The organism is Photobacterium sp. DA100, assembly GCF_029223585.1.
GTDB lineage: Bacteria > Pseudomonadota > Gammaproteobacteria > Enterobacterales > Vibrionaceae > Photobacterium.
On sequence record NZ_CP119423.1, the window covers coordinates 829,178 to 846,324 of the forward strand.

11 protein-coding genes and 8 tRNA genes are annotated in these 17,147 nt (G+C 51.7%); 5 read left to right on the forward strand and 14 right to left on the reverse strand.

Annotated elements, in window-relative coordinates:
• Complete coding sequence (locus PTW35_RS04290; protein ID WP_281026652.1) at positions 1-966, forward strand: glutathione S-transferase family protein; 966 nt, start codon at positions 1-3, stop codon at positions 964-966.
• Here the strand turns inward: PTW35_RS04290 and PTW35_RS04295 are convergent.
• From PTW35_RS04295 to PTW35_RS04335, 9 genes are all read right to left on the reverse strand, one after another.
• Positions 963-2,681, reverse strand: coding sequence for a response regulator (locus PTW35_RS04295; RefSeq protein WP_281026653.1), 1,719 nt, complete (start codon positions 2,679-2,681; stop codon positions 963-965). The genes PTW35_RS04290 and PTW35_RS04295 overlap by 4 nt on opposite strands.
• A gap of 162 nt (positions 2,682-2,843) precedes the next feature.
• Positions 2,844-2,928, reverse strand: a tRNA-Tyr gene (locus PTW35_RS04300).
• A 66-nt stretch (positions 2,929-2,994) separates the two neighbouring features.
• A tRNA-Tyr gene (locus PTW35_RS04305) sits at positions 2,995-3,079 on the reverse strand.
• A 66-nt stretch (positions 3,080-3,145) separates the two neighbouring features.
• Positions 3,146-3,230 (reverse strand) — tRNA-Tyr (locus PTW35_RS04310).
• A 66-nt stretch (positions 3,231-3,296) separates the two neighbouring features.
• A tRNA-Tyr gene (locus tag PTW35_RS04315) sits at positions 3,297-3,381 on the reverse strand.
• 66 nt (positions 3,382-3,447) lie between these two features.
• Positions 3,448-3,532: transfer RNA gene (locus PTW35_RS04320), tRNA-Tyr, on the reverse strand.
• 66 nt (positions 3,533-3,598) lie between these two features.
• Positions 3,599-3,683: transfer RNA gene (locus PTW35_RS04325), tRNA-Tyr, on the reverse strand.
• Between the two features lie 66 nt (positions 3,684-3,749).
• Positions 3,750-3,834: transfer RNA gene (locus tag PTW35_RS04330), tRNA-Tyr, on the reverse strand.
• A gap of 81 nt (positions 3,835-3,915) precedes the next feature.
• A tRNA-Tyr gene (locus tag PTW35_RS04335) sits at positions 3,916-4,000 on the reverse strand.
• Positions 4,001-4,225: 225 nt separating this feature from the next.
• Between PTW35_RS04335 and PTW35_RS04340 the strand changes: the two genes are divergently transcribed.
• The 4 genes from PTW35_RS04340 to aroC all read left to right on the forward strand — a co-directional run bounded on the left by PTW35_RS04340 (position 4,226) and on the right by aroC (position 11,086).
• Positions 4,226-5,329, forward strand: a complete 1,104-nt coding sequence (locus PTW35_RS04340) for an efflux RND transporter periplasmic adaptor subunit (RefSeq protein WP_281026654.1) — start codon at positions 4,226-4,228, stop codon at positions 5,327-5,329.
• The gene (locus PTW35_RS04345; protein WP_281026655.1) at positions 5,329-8,460 is read left to right on the forward strand and encodes a multidrug efflux RND transporter permease subunit; all 3,132 of its coding nucleotides are present in this window, start codon (positions 5,329-5,331) and stop codon (positions 8,458-8,460) included. The genes PTW35_RS04340 and PTW35_RS04345 overlap by 1 nt, the downstream gene beginning before the upstream one ends.
• A gap of 169 nt (positions 8,461-8,629) precedes the next feature.
• A complete protein-coding gene (gene rluF / locus PTW35_RS04350) occupies positions 8,630-9,772 on the forward strand; it encodes a 23S rRNA pseudouridine(2604) synthase RluF (protein WP_281026656.1) in 1,143 nt (380 codons plus the stop codon).
• Between the two features lie 228 nt (positions 9,773-10,000).
• Positions 10,001-11,086 carry a chorismate synthase gene (gene aroC / locus PTW35_RS04355; protein WP_281026657.1) on the forward strand — a complete coding sequence of 362 codons (1,086 nt, stop codon included), beginning with the start codon at positions 10,001-10,003 and terminating at the stop codon, positions 11,084-11,086.
• Positions 11,087-11,174: 88 nt separating this feature from the next.
• On the opposite strand, the gene PTW35_RS04360 is transcribed toward aroC, so the two are convergent.
• The 5 genes from PTW35_RS04360 to PTW35_RS04380 form a co-directional block, all read right to left on the reverse strand.
• Entirely contained in the window at positions 11,175-11,822 is a 648-nt protein-coding gene (locus tag PTW35_RS04360) for a trimeric intracellular cation channel family protein (protein ID WP_281026658.1), read from the reverse strand.
• A 398-nt stretch (positions 11,823-12,220) separates the two neighbouring features.
• Positions 12,221-13,516 carry an outer membrane protein transport protein gene (locus PTW35_RS04365; RefSeq protein WP_281026659.1) on the reverse strand — a complete coding sequence of 432 codons (1,296 nt, stop codon included), beginning with the start codon at positions 13,514-13,516 and terminating at the stop codon, positions 12,221-12,223.
• A gap of 355 nt (positions 13,517-13,871) precedes the next feature.
• Complete coding sequence (locus PTW35_RS04370) at positions 13,872-15,137, reverse strand: outer membrane protein transport protein (protein WP_281026660.1); 1,266 nt, start codon at positions 15,135-15,137, stop codon at positions 13,872-13,874.
• A 308-nt stretch (positions 15,138-15,445) separates the two neighbouring features.
• A complete protein-coding gene (locus PTW35_RS04375) occupies positions 15,446-16,159 on the reverse strand; it encodes a DUF3379 domain-containing protein (RefSeq protein WP_281026661.1) in 714 nt (237 codons plus the stop codon).
• On the reverse strand, positions 16,152-16,718 hold the full coding sequence (locus PTW35_RS04380; RefSeq protein ID WP_281026662.1) for a sigma-70 family RNA polymerase sigma factor: 567 nt from the start codon (positions 16,716-16,718) through the stop codon (positions 16,152-16,154). Before PTW35_RS04380 ends, PTW35_RS04375 begins: the two co-directional genes overlap by 8 nt.
• Positions 16,719-17,147 lie beyond the last annotated feature (429 nt).

The following is a 17,147-nucleotide window of genomic DNA, read 5'->3' on the forward strand; positions in this document are numbered from 1 at the left end:
ATGGGTAAGTTAGTAAAGGGCGTTTGGCATGATGTCTGGTACGAGACCGACAACAACAAGGGAGAGTTTGTCCGTGAGGATGCTGGGTTTAGAAACTGGTTGACGGCTGACGGCAGCGCTGGGCCCAATGGCGAAACCGGCTTCAAGGCTGAATTGGGCCGTTACCACTTGTATGTCTCGCTGGCTTGCCCGTGGGCACATCGCACCCTGATTTTCCGTGCACTTAAAGGCTTGGCTCCCCATATTGATGTCACCGTGGTCAGCCCGGACATGCGTACCAAAGGCTGGGAGTTTCCGCAGCCGGAGCCGCTTTATGGCTATCAATACCTGCACCAGATTTATACCAAGGCCAAAAGTGATTACACCGGGCGGGTAACGGTGCCGGTGCTTTGGGACAAGAAGACAGAAACCATTGTGAGCAATGAGTCGTCGGAGATCATCCGGATGTTCAACGCAGCGTTCAATGAGCTCACGGCTGATCAGCAGGACTTCTTCCCCAGCGAGCTGCGCCAGGACATCGAACAGTGGAATGATTTTATTTATCCCAATATCAACAACGGGGTCTATCGCTGTGGTTTTGCCACAACCCAAGCTGCTTACGACACCGCTTTTGACAACCTTTTCGGGGCACTCGAGAAGCTGGATACCCATTTGGCGACCAGTCGCTACTTGGTTGGGACCAGGCTGACAGAAGCGGACTGGCGCCTGTTTACCACGCTAGTGCGGTTTGATGCGGTATATGTCGGGCATTTCAAATGTAACCTTAAGCGCATTGCCGATTACCCCAACCTCCAAGGATACCTTAGGGAGCTATACCAGTATCCGGGGGTGGCCGAAACGGTCGATATGTACCATATCAAGCGCCACTACTATTACAGCCACAATATGATTAACCCGACCGGTATTGTCCCCAAAGGGCCAGAGCTGGACTTCTCATCCCCCCATGGCCGGCATCACCTCTGTTAGCCGGCGGAGGTGGTTTCGGTATCAAGAAAGCGCTGGGTTTGCTTTTTGTAGGTCAGCGCGACCCTATGCTGGTGCGGGGAGGCTTTCTTACTGATCATTCCTTCCAGTAGCTCTTTGCGCCAGTTCTCCAAGTCATTGGGCAGTGGCATGGAGCTGATGGCTTTCATATTGTGTTTTATATCCTCTTCGCTGCCCGTATTGAGATCCAGCATACATTGCAGGAAGCCGAGATTGGCTTCGCTGCAAAGCGGATACTCATGGACAATCTTCTGGTAGCGGGGAAATGCCTGCTCCGACGATGTTTGCAATACTCGGTAAGCCTCGCTCAACTGCTCCTCAAGTTGTTTGATTCTCTCAGCAAGGTGGGTTTGCTGTTTGATATCGCTGAGTCGGTTTTGGCTATGGCCGTCAAATCGGTTACGTTTTTCTATCGCCTGCATGATACTGCTGATCAGCTGGGTTTCACCGAGATGGATCAATAGCGGGAGGGTATCGGCCAAAATTACCGACGGGAGTTGGGGGATCTTATTGAAAAATGGTGATAGTCCTAGCAGTAAGCGTCGTTTGGCCTTGAGAGGCTGCGCATTGCCAAGTAGCAACCGGCTCATGAAGATATGACTGTAGGCGTTGAGGAACGGTTCCTGGGCCGGCATCACCCGCGAATGGGCGCGCTTATTGATTTTTTGCAACTCGAGCTTAAGATGCTGGCGCTGGCTGAGCGATGGTTGGCTGAAATAAACCTGCTCGAAAATAGCCATGTACTCTGCCAGGCAGATAATCCATTCGACATCGATGATCGGCAGGTGGTTGGCAAGGTTTTGGCCCGCTTTGAGCACTTGTTCAACCCGATCCAGATCAGCGGCCAGCTGAGCAACCTTGAGGGCGCGATGGCTGATGCTCGGGGTGAGCTTGAGTGCTTTTTGGGCACAGCTCAGGGCATCGTAATAGGCTTTGTCTTGCTCTTGGTAACTGGCAAGGTAGTCGTAGAGCTCAATGTGCAGTGGTGATTGCTGGAGCTGGCATTCCAAAAGATGAATAGCCGCTTTGAGCTGGTTATTGTGGTGCAGGATCTTTGCCGAGATGAGGCTCAGCCTGGGTGACGGATGGTGCTTTCTCAGGATGCTGGCATATTTCTCGGCTTGGCGCCACTGGCCATCTTCGATCAGCAAGTCCAGCAATAATCCTTCGAGTTTGTGGTGGTAGCCAGTATGCATAAGTTGCTTTTTGCAAACCGCAATGGCCTGTTGCCGGTCTTGCTTGAGCAGAGCTTTGTAAACAGGAGCCCGCAGTGCACATTCTTCTAGGGTCGAGAGCAGCTTGGCTTTGACCATATCAGCGGTGATCGGCTTGGCCATGAAGCAGTCGGGCTCCACCGACATGCTGGTTAATATGACCTCGGCCGAGTGATCGCCGGAAATCATGATAATACCGCAGTAAGGCGAAACCAGCTTTCTGCGACGAAGCAAGTTTATCAGTTCGGTGCCGGTGAGAGGGCCTTCCAGATGGTAGTCGATGAGCAGGACATCGTAGGCAATATGCTCGCAGTGTTGCTGGGCCTGCTGGTGATCGTATGCCGTGTTGATATGGGTTAACCCGATTTGCTGCAAAATAGACTTGAGCATGGTTGTCGCTAAACGCTGATCGTCAACTATCAGGGCTTTCACTGCGTGCAGGGGCAGTGTTTGTCCTTGAGGTTGACCCTGATTGTTTGGCATTTCCTTATTCCAAATCATATGCTACCGATTGAATTTTAGGAAAAAAATGGCCATTAATCCAAATTAGTTGCTCAGGTTTGTGATTTGGGAGTAAAAAAATGCGCGGACAAAAAGGAGGGGGATGAAAAAAGCCAGCAGCTTGCGCTACTGGCTTTGGAATGATGGTGGAGGGGGACGGATTCGAACCATCGAAGGCGGAGCCGGCAGATTTACAGTCTGCTCCCTTTGGCCACTCGGGAACCCCTCCACGGGGTGTTGCAATTTGTGTTGGCTTCTTGAGCCGGAAAACCGCTGTTGCCGTTTTCAGTAATGATGGTGGAGGGGGACGGATTCGAACCATCGAAGGCGGAGCCGGCAGATTTACAGTCTGCTCCCTTTGGCCACTCGGGAACCCCTCCACGGGGTGTTGCAATTTGTGTTGGCTTCTTGAGCCGGAAAACCGCTGTTGCCGTTTTCAGTAATGATGGTGGAGGGGGACGGATTCGAACCATCGAAGGCGGAGCCGGCAGATTTACAGTCTGCTCCCTTTGGCCACTCGGGAACCCCTCCACGGGGTGTTGCAATTTGTGTTGGCTTCTTGAGCCGGAAAACCGCTGTTGCCGTTTTCAGTAATGATGGTGGAGGGGGACGGATTCGAACCATCGAAGGCGGAGCCGGCAGATTTACAGTCTGCTCCCTTTGGCCACTCGGGAACCCCTCCACGGGGTGTTGCAATTTGTGTTGGCTTCTTGAGCCGGAAAACCGCTGTTGCCGTTTTCAGTAATGATGGTGGAGGGGGACGGATTCGAACCATCGAAGGCGGAGCCGGCAGATTTACAGTCTGCTCCCTTTGGCCACTCGGGAACCCCTCCACGGGGTGTTGCAATTTGTGTTGGCTTCTTGAGCCGGAAAACCGCTGTTGCCGTTTTCAGTAATGATGGTGGAGGGGGACGGATTCGAACCATCGAAGGCGGAGCCGGCAGATTTACAGTCTGCTCCCTTTGGCCACTCGGGAACCCCTCCACGGGGTGTTGCAATTTGTATTGGCTTCTTGAGCCGGAAAACCGCAGATGCCGTTTTCAGTAATGATGGTGGAGGGGGACGGATTCGAACCATCGAAGGCGGAGCCGGCAGATTTACAGTCTGCTCCCTTTGGCCACTCGGGAACCCCTCCACAGGGTTCTGGTTGCTAGGAGTAATCTCAACTAGCAGAAAAACGTACCTTACACAAGTCAGGCACACCTTTCAAGAATAATGGTGGAGGGGGACGGATTCGAACCATCGAAGGCGGAGCCGGCAGATTTACAGTCTGCTCCCTTTGGCCACTCGGGAACCCCTCCACAAGTGCGGAGCGCATATTAGCAAACCGAGATGTTCTGTAAACCTTTTTCCTCACTATTTCTGTCTGCTTGCTGCTATTTTCATCATATTGTTGATTGAGATGGCGTTATTGGCGTTTTTTGACGGTTTGGTAAATGTGACATTGCTTTTCTTTACACTTCTTTACCCCGCTTAAGGGTCGGTTCAGATATCATTCCCCCAGTTTATAAAAAATGGATTCCACAATGAAAAAGGTCCTTGTTGCGGCAATGGTGACTGCCGCGTTAACAGGTTGCGGCTATTTTTACTTCCAGAGTCAATCGGTAGCCGCCGAGCAGCCAAGTGCGCGTTCGGCTCGCGAGATCCCGGTGACACTTGGTCAAGTGAGTGCCCACTCTGTTGCTCAGTCTTTGTCATTGGTCGGTAAGCTTGAAGCGCAGCGCTCGGTTAATATCGCTACCCAAGTTGCCGCCCGTGTTGAGCAAATCGCGATTGGGGTAAACAGCAAGGTCGAGAAAGGCGAGCTGTTGGTTCAGCTTGATGATGCCAAGCCGAAAGCAGCATACGCAGAGGCCCAGGCTTACTTGAATGACGAAAAGCGCAAGTACAACGAATACCAGAAGCTAGTGAGCCGCGGGGCGATCACCCAAACGGAGTTGGATGCCCAGCTTGCCAGCGTCAATATTGCCGATGCCAGATTGCAGGCGGCAAAAGCCGATTTGGCCGATCATGCTATCCGCGCACCCTTTAGCGGTACCGTTGGTTTGGTGGACTTTAGCGAGGGCCATATGCTGACCGTCGGCAGTGAGCTGTTTTCGCTTGATGATCTGTCATTAATGCGTCTGGATATTCAGGTACCCGAGCAGTATCTCTCTTTCCTGCGCGAGGGCATGACCGTGGAAGCCACGAGCCAAGCCTGGCCGGGCAGGGCGTTTAGCGGCCAAATTAAGGCGATTGACTCCCGTGTCCAGGCCGACTCCCTCAATATCCGTGTTCGCGTGGTGTTTGATAACCCGGAAGCTTTGCTCAAGCCGGGTATGCTGATGGCGGCCAAGATTGGCTTTGCTCCGCAAGATGCAGCAGTGATCCCGGTGCAGGCACTGGAGTATTCAGGCACCAAGCGCTTCGTGTATTTGGTTGATGAAACCGGTAAAGCCCACCGGACCGAAGTCAAACTCGGTGTGCGGGTAGAGAACGAAGTGGTGATTGAGTCCGGGGTGGGTATTGGCGATCGTATTGTGGTTCAGGGACTGGTCAATATGCGTGACGGGGTGCAGGTTAATGACATCATGGCGCAAAGAAACCAAAACGCACCGAAACAACAGGTTCCAACGGGAGATGATGCTTAATGTGGTTATCTGATGTATCGGTAAAGCGTCCGGTTGTCGCTATCGTTCTCAGCTTGCTGTTGGTGGTGTTTGGCTTGGTGTCCTTTACCAAGTTGTCGGTACGGGAAATGCCGGATGTCGAAAATCCGGTTGTCACGGTCTCGACCAGTTACTCTGGGGCTTCGGCCACCATCATGGAAAGCCGAATTACTACCGTGCTCGAGGATCAGCTGTCGGGGATCAGCGGTATTGAAAGTATCACCTCGACCACCCGCAATGGTTCATCGCGTATTACTGTTGAATTCGAGTTAGGTTGGGATCTCACCGAAGGCGTTAGTGATGTGCGTGATGCGGTATCGCGAGCCCAGCGTCGCCTGCCGGATGAGGCTGACGACCCTGTGGTGTCGAAAGACAACGGCTCGGGCGAGCCTGCGGTGTATGTCAACCTGATCTCTAGCACCATGGACCGTACCCAGCTGACCGACTACGCCGAGCGGGTGCTGATGGACCGATTCAGCCTGATCAACGGCGTGAGCTCGGTCAACCTCAGCGGCGCGCTATACCGGGTTATGTACGTCAAGCTGATGCCAGAGCAAATGGCAGGCCGAGGTGTCACCACCAGTGATATCGTCAGTGCCCTGAAGCTGGAGAACGTCGAATTGCCGGGAGGCGAAGTGCGCAATGACACCACGACGATGTCAGTCCGCACCGCTCGCCTGTACCAGGACGCATCGGACTTTGAGTACCTGGTGGTTCGTACCACTGCCGATGGCTCGCCGATTTACCTCAAAGATGTGGCCGAGGTTGGCATTGGTGCCAAGAACGAAAATGCCACCTTCAAAAACAACGGTATATCGAACCTGAGCCTCGGCATGGTGACCATGACCGACGCCAACCCGCTCAATGTGTCCAAGGCGGTCTACGAAGAAGTGGAGCGGATGCAGCGCTTCTTGCCGGAAGGGACCGAGCTGTATGTCGATTATGACTCGACCGTCTTCATCGACCGTTCGATCCAGGAAGTCTACAGCACCCTGTTTATTACCGGATTGCTGGTGGTGTTGGTGCTGTATATTTTCATCGGCCAGGCCCGGGCAACCTTGATCCCGGCTATTACGGTACCGGTCTCTTTGATCTCCGCCTTTATGGTGGCCTATTTCTTGGGCTTCTCGATTAACTTGCTGACATTGATGGCATTGATCCTGGCTATCGGTTTGGTGGTGGATGATGCCATTGTGGTGGTGGAAAACATCTATCACCATATTGAGCGTGGTGAGCCGCCGCTGTTGGCTGCGTACAAAGGGACCCGCGAGGTCGGCTTTGCGGTGGTGGCGACCACCGTGGTGCTGGTGATGGTGTTCCTGCCGATCTCCTTTATGGATGGCATGGTCGGCCCGCTGTTTACCGAATTCTCGGTTCTGCTGGCGATGGCAGTGATTTTCTCGTCGATCGTTGCATTGACCCTGAGTCCGGTATTGGGCAGTAAACTGCTGAAAGCCAATGTGAAGCCGGGCAAGTTCAACCTGTGGGTTGATCATATGTTCGGCCGCCTGGAGAAGGCATACCGCAAGGTGGTTACCGCTTCTGTCCGGTACCGCTATGCCGCGCCGTTTATCGTGCTGGCGTTCGTTGGCCTTAGTGTTGTACTGATGAAAACTGTGCCATCTCAGCTGGCGCCGCAGGAAGACCGCGGTGTGATCTTTGCTTTTGTCAAAGGGGCCGAAGGAACCAGTTACAACCGTATGGTCGGCAATATCGAGGAGGTCGAAGCTCGCCTGTTGCCGATGGTAGGGCAAGGGGTGATCAAATCGGTATCGATCCAGACCCCGGCCTTTGGCGGCCGAGCCGGTGACCAGACAGGGTTTGTGATCATGCAGCTGGAGAACTGGGAAGACCGTGATGTATCTGCCACCCGGGCGTTGGATATAGTGCGTAAATCGCTGCAGGGGATCCCGGATGTCCGCGTATGGCCATTTATGCCGGGCTTTCGCGGCGGCTCCTCGGAGCCCATCCAGTTTGTGCTAAACGGCGCGGACTATAACGAGCTGTTCCTCTGGGCAAGCAAGCTGAAAGCCATCGCGGAAGATAATCCGATGATGGAAGGGGCGGATCTGGACTACGCCGAAACCACCCCTGAGCTGGTGGTCTCGGTCAACCGCCAGCGCGCAGCTGAACTGGGTATCCCGGTCAATGACATTGCCGAGACCTTGGAAATTATGCTCGGTGGCCGCAATGAAACGACCTTCATTGACCGTGGCGAAGAGTACGATGTTTACCTGCGCGGTGATGAAAACAGCTTCAATAACGCCTCGGATCTGAGCCAGATCTACGTGCGTACCCGCAGCGGCCAGCTGATCACCCTGGAATCACTGGCGGAAGTGGAAGAAGTGGCTTCGGCGCAGCGTCTGAGCCATAACCAGAAGCAGAAGTCGATCACCTTGAAAGCCAACTTGGTACCGGGCTATACCCTGGGCCAGGCTCTAGATTTTCTGGACGAGCAAGCCTTGTCGATGCTGCCGAGTGATATCGTGATCGATTACGCCGGTGAGTCGAAAGACTTCCGCGAAAACCAGAGCAGTATCCTGATGGTGTTTGGCCTGGCCCTGCTGGTAGCCTACCTGGTGCTTGCCGCGCAGTTCGAAAGTTTTATCAACCCGATGGTGGTGATGCTGACCGTGCCGATGGGGATCTTCGGTGGCCTGGCCGGTCTGCTTATCATGGATCAGAGCCTCAACATATTCAGCCAGATCGGGATGATCATGCTTATCGGTATGGTAACCAAGAACGGTATTTTGATTGTGGAGTTTGCCAACCAGCTGCGCGATAAAGGTGTACCCTTTGAGCAGGCCATTATCGATGCTTCCGAGCGTCGCTTGCGGCCTATCTTGATGACAGCCTTTACCACGCTGTTTGGTTCGGTACCACTGATCTTATCTACCGGAGCCGGCTCGGAAGGCCGGATCTCGGTCGGTGTCGTGGTATTCTTCGGTATGGCATTTGCGACTTTCGTCACCCTGATTGTCATTCCGGCGATGTACCGTTTGATGGCGGCCAATACCAAGTCGCCGGGCTATGTGGCTGAGCAGTTGGATAAGGCGCTAGCCAAGGATGATAGCCTCAAAGTGGGGCCAACCGGCGAGCCGTTGACCGACTGAGCATAATCGCCAATGATAAAAATGCCACCGCAAGGTGGCATTTTTATCTCTGTGAGAGGGCGGGTAAGCAAGTTTTCTTTCCCATGGTGCTGGGCTGTTGCTAGAATACCCGGCCATAATTACGACTAACCTTGATCGCGTTGTGAAACGCACAATATAGAAGAAAACTATGTCTCAAAATCAGCCTACCAAGGGTGCTGCAAACGGCGTTCAGAGCCAGGCAGTACGACTTAACAAATTTATTAGTGATACAGGCTATTGCTCACGCCGTGAGGCGGACAAGCTTATTGATCAAGGAAGGGTGACCATCAATGGTCAGCAGCCCGAGATGGGCGTCAAAGTCATGCCAGGCGATGAAGTGCTGGTCGATGATAAGCCGCTTCGTGCCAAAGAGCAGCCGATTTATATCGCGCTGAACAAGCCGGCCGGTATTACCTGTACTACCGAGCGCCATGTCAAAGACAACATTGTTGATTTCATTGGCCACCGTAAGCGTATTTTCCCGATTGGCCGCTTGGATAAGCCTTCTGATGGTTTGATTTTCCTGACCAACGATGGCGATATCGTCAACAAGATCCTGCGAGCCGGTAACTCGCACGAGAAAGAGTATGTGGTACGGGTCGACAAGCCAATTACCCAGGAGTTTATCGACAAGATGGCGTCAGGGGTTGAGATCCTTGATACCGTGACTTTGCCTTGTAAGGTGACCAAGGAAACCAATTATTCGTTCCGTATCGTGTTGACCCAAGGTCTGAACCGCCAGATCCGCCGGATGTGTGAAGCACTGGGCTACGATGTCTTCAAACTGCGCCGGGTTCGCATCATGAACATCAGCATTGATGGTTTGCCAAACGGCAAATGGCGTTACCTGACCGAGGCCGAAATTGCCGAGATCCATAGCCTGATTGCTGACTCGAGCAAAACCGAAGAAGCCTCCAAGGTTGACGGTGAAGGCAAGAGCATCAAGAAAGCAACGGATGCCAAACTGTTTGATAGCCGCCTGCAAGCCAAGCAAGATGGCGACGGCAAGATCAAGTACAAGACCTACAAAGGCAAGGGCGAACCGAACCGCCGCCGTGGTGGCGAGCGCAGTGAGCGTGATGACCGCGCCACGCACGGTAGAGGGCAAGGTCGCGGCCAAGGTCGTGGTCAGGGGCAAGGACAGGGCCGTCAGGACGAGCGCAGAACTCCGCGTCCGGGCCGCGGCGTCCAGCCGGGTCACCGTCGCAATCAGCGTGATGAAGAAGCGCCGCGCTCACGCAGTGGCGGTTCAAGCCGGATCCAGAAGTGGAAATCGCCAAAATCTGAATAAATCGGTGGGATTTGGAAAAAGCGGGCATAGATTGCCCGCTTTTTTGTCTCTGCTCTGTGGCTAAAATTTCTGTCATATTCGCTCTTGCAATCCCGTCAGCGAATTTGCACTATTGTACTCATTGACGAAAACACCCAATCACCGAATTATCACTTGGCCGGCCTTGCCGACAATGTTGGTTATACGCCCCTAGCGGCGATAAAGCGGTACGAATTCACAGAGGAAGTAATGGCAGGCAATACTATTGGACAACAATTTCGCGTCACCACCTTTGGTGAGAGTCATGGTCTGGCACTGGGCTGTATTATTGATGGTTGCCCACCGGGGCTGGCGCTGACTGAAGCAGATATGCAACACGATCTGGACCGACGCCGTCCGGGGACCTCGAAGTACACTACTCAGCGTCGCGAGCCGGATGAAGTCAAAATCCTTTCTGGTGTGTTTGAAGGCCAGACGACCGGTACCTCAATCGGCTTGTTGATTGAAAATACCGACCAGCGCTCGAAAGATTATTCGAATATCAAAGATCTGTTCCGCCCGGGCCATGCCGATTACACCTACCACCAGAAATACGGGATCCGTGATTACCGCGGCGGTGGCCGCTCTTCTGCCCGCGAAACCGCAATGCGCGTAGCCGCCGGTGCCGTGGCCAAGAAGTACCTCAAGCAGGTACACGGGATTGAAGTGCGTGCGTACCTATCGCAGATGGGCGATGTCAAAATCGACAAGGTAGACTGGGAGCAGATCGAGCAAAATGCTTTCTTCTGCCCGGATCTCGATAAAGTGGAAGCTTTCGATGAGCTGATCCGCAAGCTGAAGAAAGAAGGCGACTCAATCGGTGCCAAGCTGACGGTTGTCGCCAACAACGTGCCTGTCGGCCTGGGTGAGCCGGTATTCGACCGTCTTGATGCGGACATTGCCCACTCGCTGATGAGCATCAATGCGGTGAAAGGGGTGGAAATTGGCGACGGTTTCGATGTGGTTGAGCAGCGCGGCAGCGAGCACCGCGATGCCATGACGCCGGAAGGCTTCAAGTCAAACCACGCCGGTGGCATCTTGGGTGGTATTTCCTCTGGCCAGGATATCGTGGCGCACATTGCGCTCAAGCCAACCTCGAGCATTACCGTACCGGGGGAGACGATCACGAGGCAGGGCGAAACCGCCGAAGTGATCACCAAGGGGCGCCATGATCCGTGCGTGGGTATCCGTGCGGTGCCGATTGCCGAGGCGATGATGGCAATAACGCTGATGGACCACCTGTTGCGTCATCGTGGCCAGAATGCCGATGTGCATACCGAGACCCCAAAGATTTAATTGTGCTCAGTCTTGCCTAGATGCAAAAAAGCGAGGACATGTCCTCGCTTTTTTGTGTTCCGTTCGTTCCGTTTTTTACTTTGTATGATTAACTTTCAGGTGCTTCTCGGTTCTCCTTAACAGTTTCTAGTTCGTCAAGACTAAAGACTGGCAAACTCCAACCAAACTGTACCGCGGCAATTCGAATGCAGAAACCCACCACTAACGTACTGACAGTGACAATGGTTTCTTCTACGCCCAAGTAGAGCAAGCCGAAGTACATCCCACCCGCGATGAAGGCAACTGATGCATAAAATTCTTTTTGCAGCACCAGTGGCGGGCGGCGGCAGATTAAATCTCTCAGCAGGCCACCAAATACACCCGTGACGACTGCGGCAACCAGACAGATCAATGGCGATAGGCCCATGTCCATTGCCACGCGGCAGCCGATAATGCTAAAGACAATCAACCCCAGCGAGTCCAGCAAGACAAACACTTTATGGAAGCGAACCACTTGCGGTGCCACCATGGTGGTGAAGAGTCCAGCCAGGCAGGTGATCACCAAGTATTGCGGGTTAGCAACCCAACCCAGTGGGTAGTGACCCAGCAAAACATCACGGACGGTACCGCCACCAATTGCCGTGGCACTGGCCACGAGCATGACACCAAACCAGTCCATATGACGTTTTCCAGCAGCCAAAGCCCCAGTCATAGCTTCAGCAGTGATCCCGATGATGTAGAGAGTTGTTAATAGCATGATTTTATTAGATGTAAATAAGGATGCCCGAAAGAGACAGCGATTTTATGCCCCGTTTTTGCTGGCGTCGAATGAAATGATTTTTCTTATGGATGAATTCAGTTCATGCATGAAAAGCTGGAAGAGAAGATCCTGGTTCCTAGATCCTAGGAGAAGCGGGAAGAGCAAGAAGAGCGGGGGAAAGCGAGCCTGGTTCCCAGTTCCTAGGAGAAGCAGGAAGAACAAAAAGAGCGGAAGGGCAGTAGAAGCGATCCTAGCTCCTAGGGAAAAGCCGGCCTTGAGTACTCGGAAAAGCGGGTTCTAGTTTTTGGAAGTGAATTAGCATGATTAGAAGGGGGGATAAAAAAGAGTGCCACATAGGCACTCTTGATGAGTTCATTAGCCTTTAGCCTTTAGCCTCAGAACTTGTAGTTGGCCTGAACACCGACTAGCCATACGTTGCCGGTGGTTTCGCCTGAGAAGCTTGCGATTGGCATGCCATCAACATCCAGACTCTCGTTCATCGAGGCGTCTTTGGCAAAAATGTAAGTAAAGCCGGCATCAAAGCTCAATGCGTCAGACCACTGGTAACCCGCACCCAGGCTCAGCCATAGGCGGTCAGTTTCCGGTATGGTCTGGGTACGGTGTTCACTGCTTACTGCTGAGGTATCGTAAGCCACACCGGTACGTACAGCCAGTTTGCTGGTGTACTGGTACGTTGCACCCAAGGCAAAACGGTAGTTGTCTTCCCAATTCTCCTCTTTGATAAGATCGGGTGTTGGTTTATATGACGGGATGTTTGCTTCAAGCTTGTCGAAGCTGCTCCAGTCGGTCCAGTTGAAGCTGGCATGCATCGCTAGTTTGTCGGTTAGCTGGTGGAAGCTGGCAATCTCTGCGGTGGCTGGCAGGGTTAGTGCCATGCTGCCAGAATGAACACCGCCATACAGCAGGCCTGAAGCTTCACCTTTCAGCTTCAGGTCGACAGCAGAGCGGTAGTTGACGCCAATGCGATGATTTTCATTGATCTGCCAAGCACCACCTAGCTGCCAACCCCAGGCAGAGTCGTCGCCTTCCATGTATTTCAGGTCTGCACCCTGAGCTGCACCGAGAAGGTCATCAACCTCGTCTATGCCTGTTTGCGGTAGGTTGTTCGGAATCGACGCACCGAAGTGGCCTTCACCCATCACATAGCGCACACCCGCACCAATGCTGAACTGGTCGTTGATCTTATAGGCCACGTTCGGGTTGACTTCCACTGACATGATATTGGCTTGGTTACCGAAAATAGTCCCTAGGAAATCACCACCCAGTTCGGTTTCCATGCCGTAGTTGGTTGCTATTGCAAGGCCGACCGCCCACTGTTCATTTACTCGGTGTGAGATATAGAAGTTCGGGATCACTGCCGAATGGGCAATATCACTGGCTTTGGTGGTTGCTACTTTTTGGCCCAGCAGGCTTACATCACCTTTAACATCGATGTTCGGATCAACATAGATAGCACCGACAGAAACTTGGGTTCCTTCCAGGTAGGTCATCATGGCCGGGTTACGGAACTGGGTGCTGGCATTGTCTGCCATCGCGGCTTCACCGGCAAACGCGCGGCCAAGGCCGGTTGCAGAATATTCGGCAAGCTGGAAGCCTGCTGCCATCGTGCTGGTGCTAAAGCCCAGTGTTAACGCTGCTGCAAGCGAAAGAGTAATTTTGTTTTTGTTCATCAGTCTAATATGTTCGCTGAAATTCAATGCTGCGAATCATACGCCTTAGAGTAAAAGCTTTAAGTTTTTCTTGTGTTCAAATACTCAATAGGATGAAAGTGTCGAGTATTTTCGTATTGTTGGTGTTTTATCTGGTAGTCCTTGTCCAATAAATTCTGGTCGGATGAGTTTTCAGCGTACATATGTATCTAAATAGCCGCATTTCAGCGACGGGGTGTTCACTCAAATTAGCAACGTTTTTGAGGTTGTAGGTAATAGCAGGAAATAGTGGATTTAAGAACAGTGGGTTAGGGAGGGTGTAAAAAAGGAGCCATCAGGCTCCTTTTGTTAAATCATAGAACTGATGTTCGCTGACTTAGAACGAACGGCTGTACTGGATACCGTATAGCCATGCATCAGCACGGGTAGTAGCTGTAATTAAACCACCGCCTTCAGTAACTTTGACATCTTCACCCATTAGGTAAGTGACACCGACATCAAGGTTAGATTTACTGTCGATGTGGTAGGTGAAACCACCTGAGAACCAGTTACGGTCTGAATCAGGTACCGAGATCGATGTGATCTTGTCTTGGGCGCTGGTATCGTGCATGTAACCGGCGCGTAGGGTCCAGTCGTTGTTTAGGTAGTAGGTACCACCGATGGCGTAGTGCCAGCCGTCTTGCCACTCATAAGTGTTAATTGGTGTACCAGCATCAGTTTTAAGCTCATCAAAAGCACTCCAACCGATCCACTGAATGCTGTAGTGAACCGCAAACTGCTGGTTTAAACGGTGGTAACCAGAGAACTCGGCCATATCAGGCAGTGGCATCTCTAGTTTTTCATTACTGATATTTCCACCTTCTAACAGATGATACATGTCCCCATCTACTTTTAGAGTCGGGCTGTAGCGGTAAGATAGGCCGAAACGATTGTTTTCGTCCAGTTCGTAAACAGCACCAAGATTGAAGCCATAACCAACGCCATCGGCATCAATGTTAACAATATCAGAGTTGCTTGGATCTGGAGACATGCCGCGACCACGAACAAGTTTACCTTCACCGTAGATGATATCGAGACCAGCCCCTAGACTCCACTGGGAGTTAATACGGTATGCTGCACTCAGACCAAAGTTGATGCTTTTAACATCGGTAATGCCACCGAATAAGTCTGGACCAATTGTTACACCATTTGGCAACTGTTGGTTGAACTGCTGACCATAGCCATCAGGGAATTCAGTTTTGGTTCCGAAGTTTGAATAGATTGAGCCACCAACAGTCCACTGATCATTAATCGGGTGGATGTAGTAGATGTTTGGCACGATACTAGCGTCACCAATTGATGCATCACTAAGTGGAAAACTGCCAACATCCGGTACATTCACTGATGTATTTTTAACGTTAATATCAGTGTCGATAACATTGATACCCAAAGAAATAGCTGGCGCATCAAATAACGCCATTGCCGCTGCGTTGCGGGACATTACGGATGCGTTATCGGCGATTACTGCATCACCGGCGAATGCACGGCCAAGGCCTGTTGCGGATTGAGAGTTAAGCTGGAAGCCAGCCGCCATTGCTTGCTGAGAAGCCATCGTGATTGCAACAGCAACCAGAGACTTTGTAAACAGACGCTTCTTGTTCATATTTATAGTTATTCCTAATTTTTTATATAACTTTTTTATCTGCCTCTTTGTGCAGATTGCGCAAGATTGTATGGGGGGTTGGGTTTTGATCAAATCAGACCAGTTAGCAACCCATTGATTGTTAGTGCTTGGTTAACAATCAGCTAACGAGTGTATGGTAAAACTGACAGGGAAAGGGAGCAAAAAAGTTAAAATATGCAACGGAGCTAACATTTTACAATCGGCATGCTTATGCCAAATAAAAAACCATAAAAGCATGGGGTTGCTTTATGCTTTTATGGCTTTGAATTGTAAAGTGTAAGGAGATGTTAAATTTCCCAGCTCAACTCGTTGCGAAGCGTCTTGGCGACAGGGGAGACATCTTGTCCTTTTTCGCCGACAACAATCAGGCTGGCATTGCTGACCGGCATCACCACACCTTGCATTGCTCGGTTATTGAACTGTGTCATAGCCGGCGATTGCTCGGGGACGATAAAGACGGTGACTTTGCCTTGCGGTGTATCCATCACCATATGCAGTGCATTTTTATCACCAAAGCCACAATGGTTCACGTAGTAAATATGACCGGGAATGTTGTTAAATGATGAGCCGAAAGGCGTTAGTTTGGCGTTAACCTGACTGAGGGTAACGGACTCATCGATACCATCGATAAACGGAGCTTCGGCCTGTACATGCTCCAGTGCAATCTGGGCAATTTCCAGCGGCGGATTGTTGGTACTGATCCCCTGATTGTATTGGCCAATAAACAAGCCGAAAACAAACGCGACGGACGCGGCCAGGGCAACAAGGGTGCGCGGCTTGATACTCACCGAGTTGGGCTGTTCGGTTTGATGGAACAGAATACGGTCGGCCAGATCGTCAGGCACGTCCACTTTCATTGCCTGCTCTAGCTTGCTGTCGAGCTGTTGGAGCTCATCGGATAGCTTGCGGTTGGCGATTGATGCATTGCGCGCCTCAGCCATGTCTTGGCTGCTATCAGAGGGATCAGCCAAGAGCCGGCGGCGGAATTCTAGATCATCCATTGTGCTGCCCCCTTCGCTCGGAGTGTTTTTCGAGCTGCTCTTTGAGTTGGTTTCTGGCGCGGAACAAGCGCGTCATCACGGTATTGCGGTTCAGGCCCAGGATATCGGCAATTTCATCCCCACTAAATCCAGCCATCACCTGCAATACTAACGGTTCCCTGTATTCCGGAGCCAGTTTCATTATCTGCTTGCGTAGCATTTGTTGCTCCAAATCACTGTCGCTGCCGTTGGACTGGGTATCAGCGATGGCATAGTCATCGATATCGACCAAATCCAGCTGTTTGCGTTCGAAGCGTCGGGCATTCTCCCGGCGCAGGATAGTGATCAACCAGGATTTGGCGGCGTTATCATCTTGTAGGCTATCGAGGGAGCGCCATGCCCGCAAGCAGGTTTCTTGAACCAAGTCCTCCGCGATGTGGGGGTCGTGGCATAACCAGTATGCGTAGCGGTAGAGATCCCGGTGCCAGGCCCTGACAAGGGCTTCGTATCGTCTTTGTTTTTTCATATCCACAGAGACCGAGGCATCAGGCTTTTTCTTTCGAAAAAAAGACTTAATCATAAAAAATGTCCGTTTCATGCCGAACCTTGTCGCTAAATTTGCGAGAAAAACGACAATGTTCCGCTGATTCATCCAATAATCCGCATTAAAATTGATCTGGTTCAAATTGTGTCTTGGTGAGAAAGTTATAGTAGTCCACGTCATCTGATACTGAGCTTTGCGACTCGTACAGTGGATTTTGTGCGATAACAGGGTTCAATATCTGTTGAGCAAGATGACAACTTCCTTTTGAAGGCTGACTTTACTTTCTCCTATCAGGCTTGCCTGATTTGCAATTGGCTTTATGTTAATTGACTTATACCTTACATGGATTGCTTTCCGTGTAAATTACAACCATACCGTTCGGTATGGTTTTTTTTTATCTTAGCAAACTGCCGCCCATCCAAGACCCGCATGTTTTAATTGATAGTTAAGTTTTTCACTTCTCGT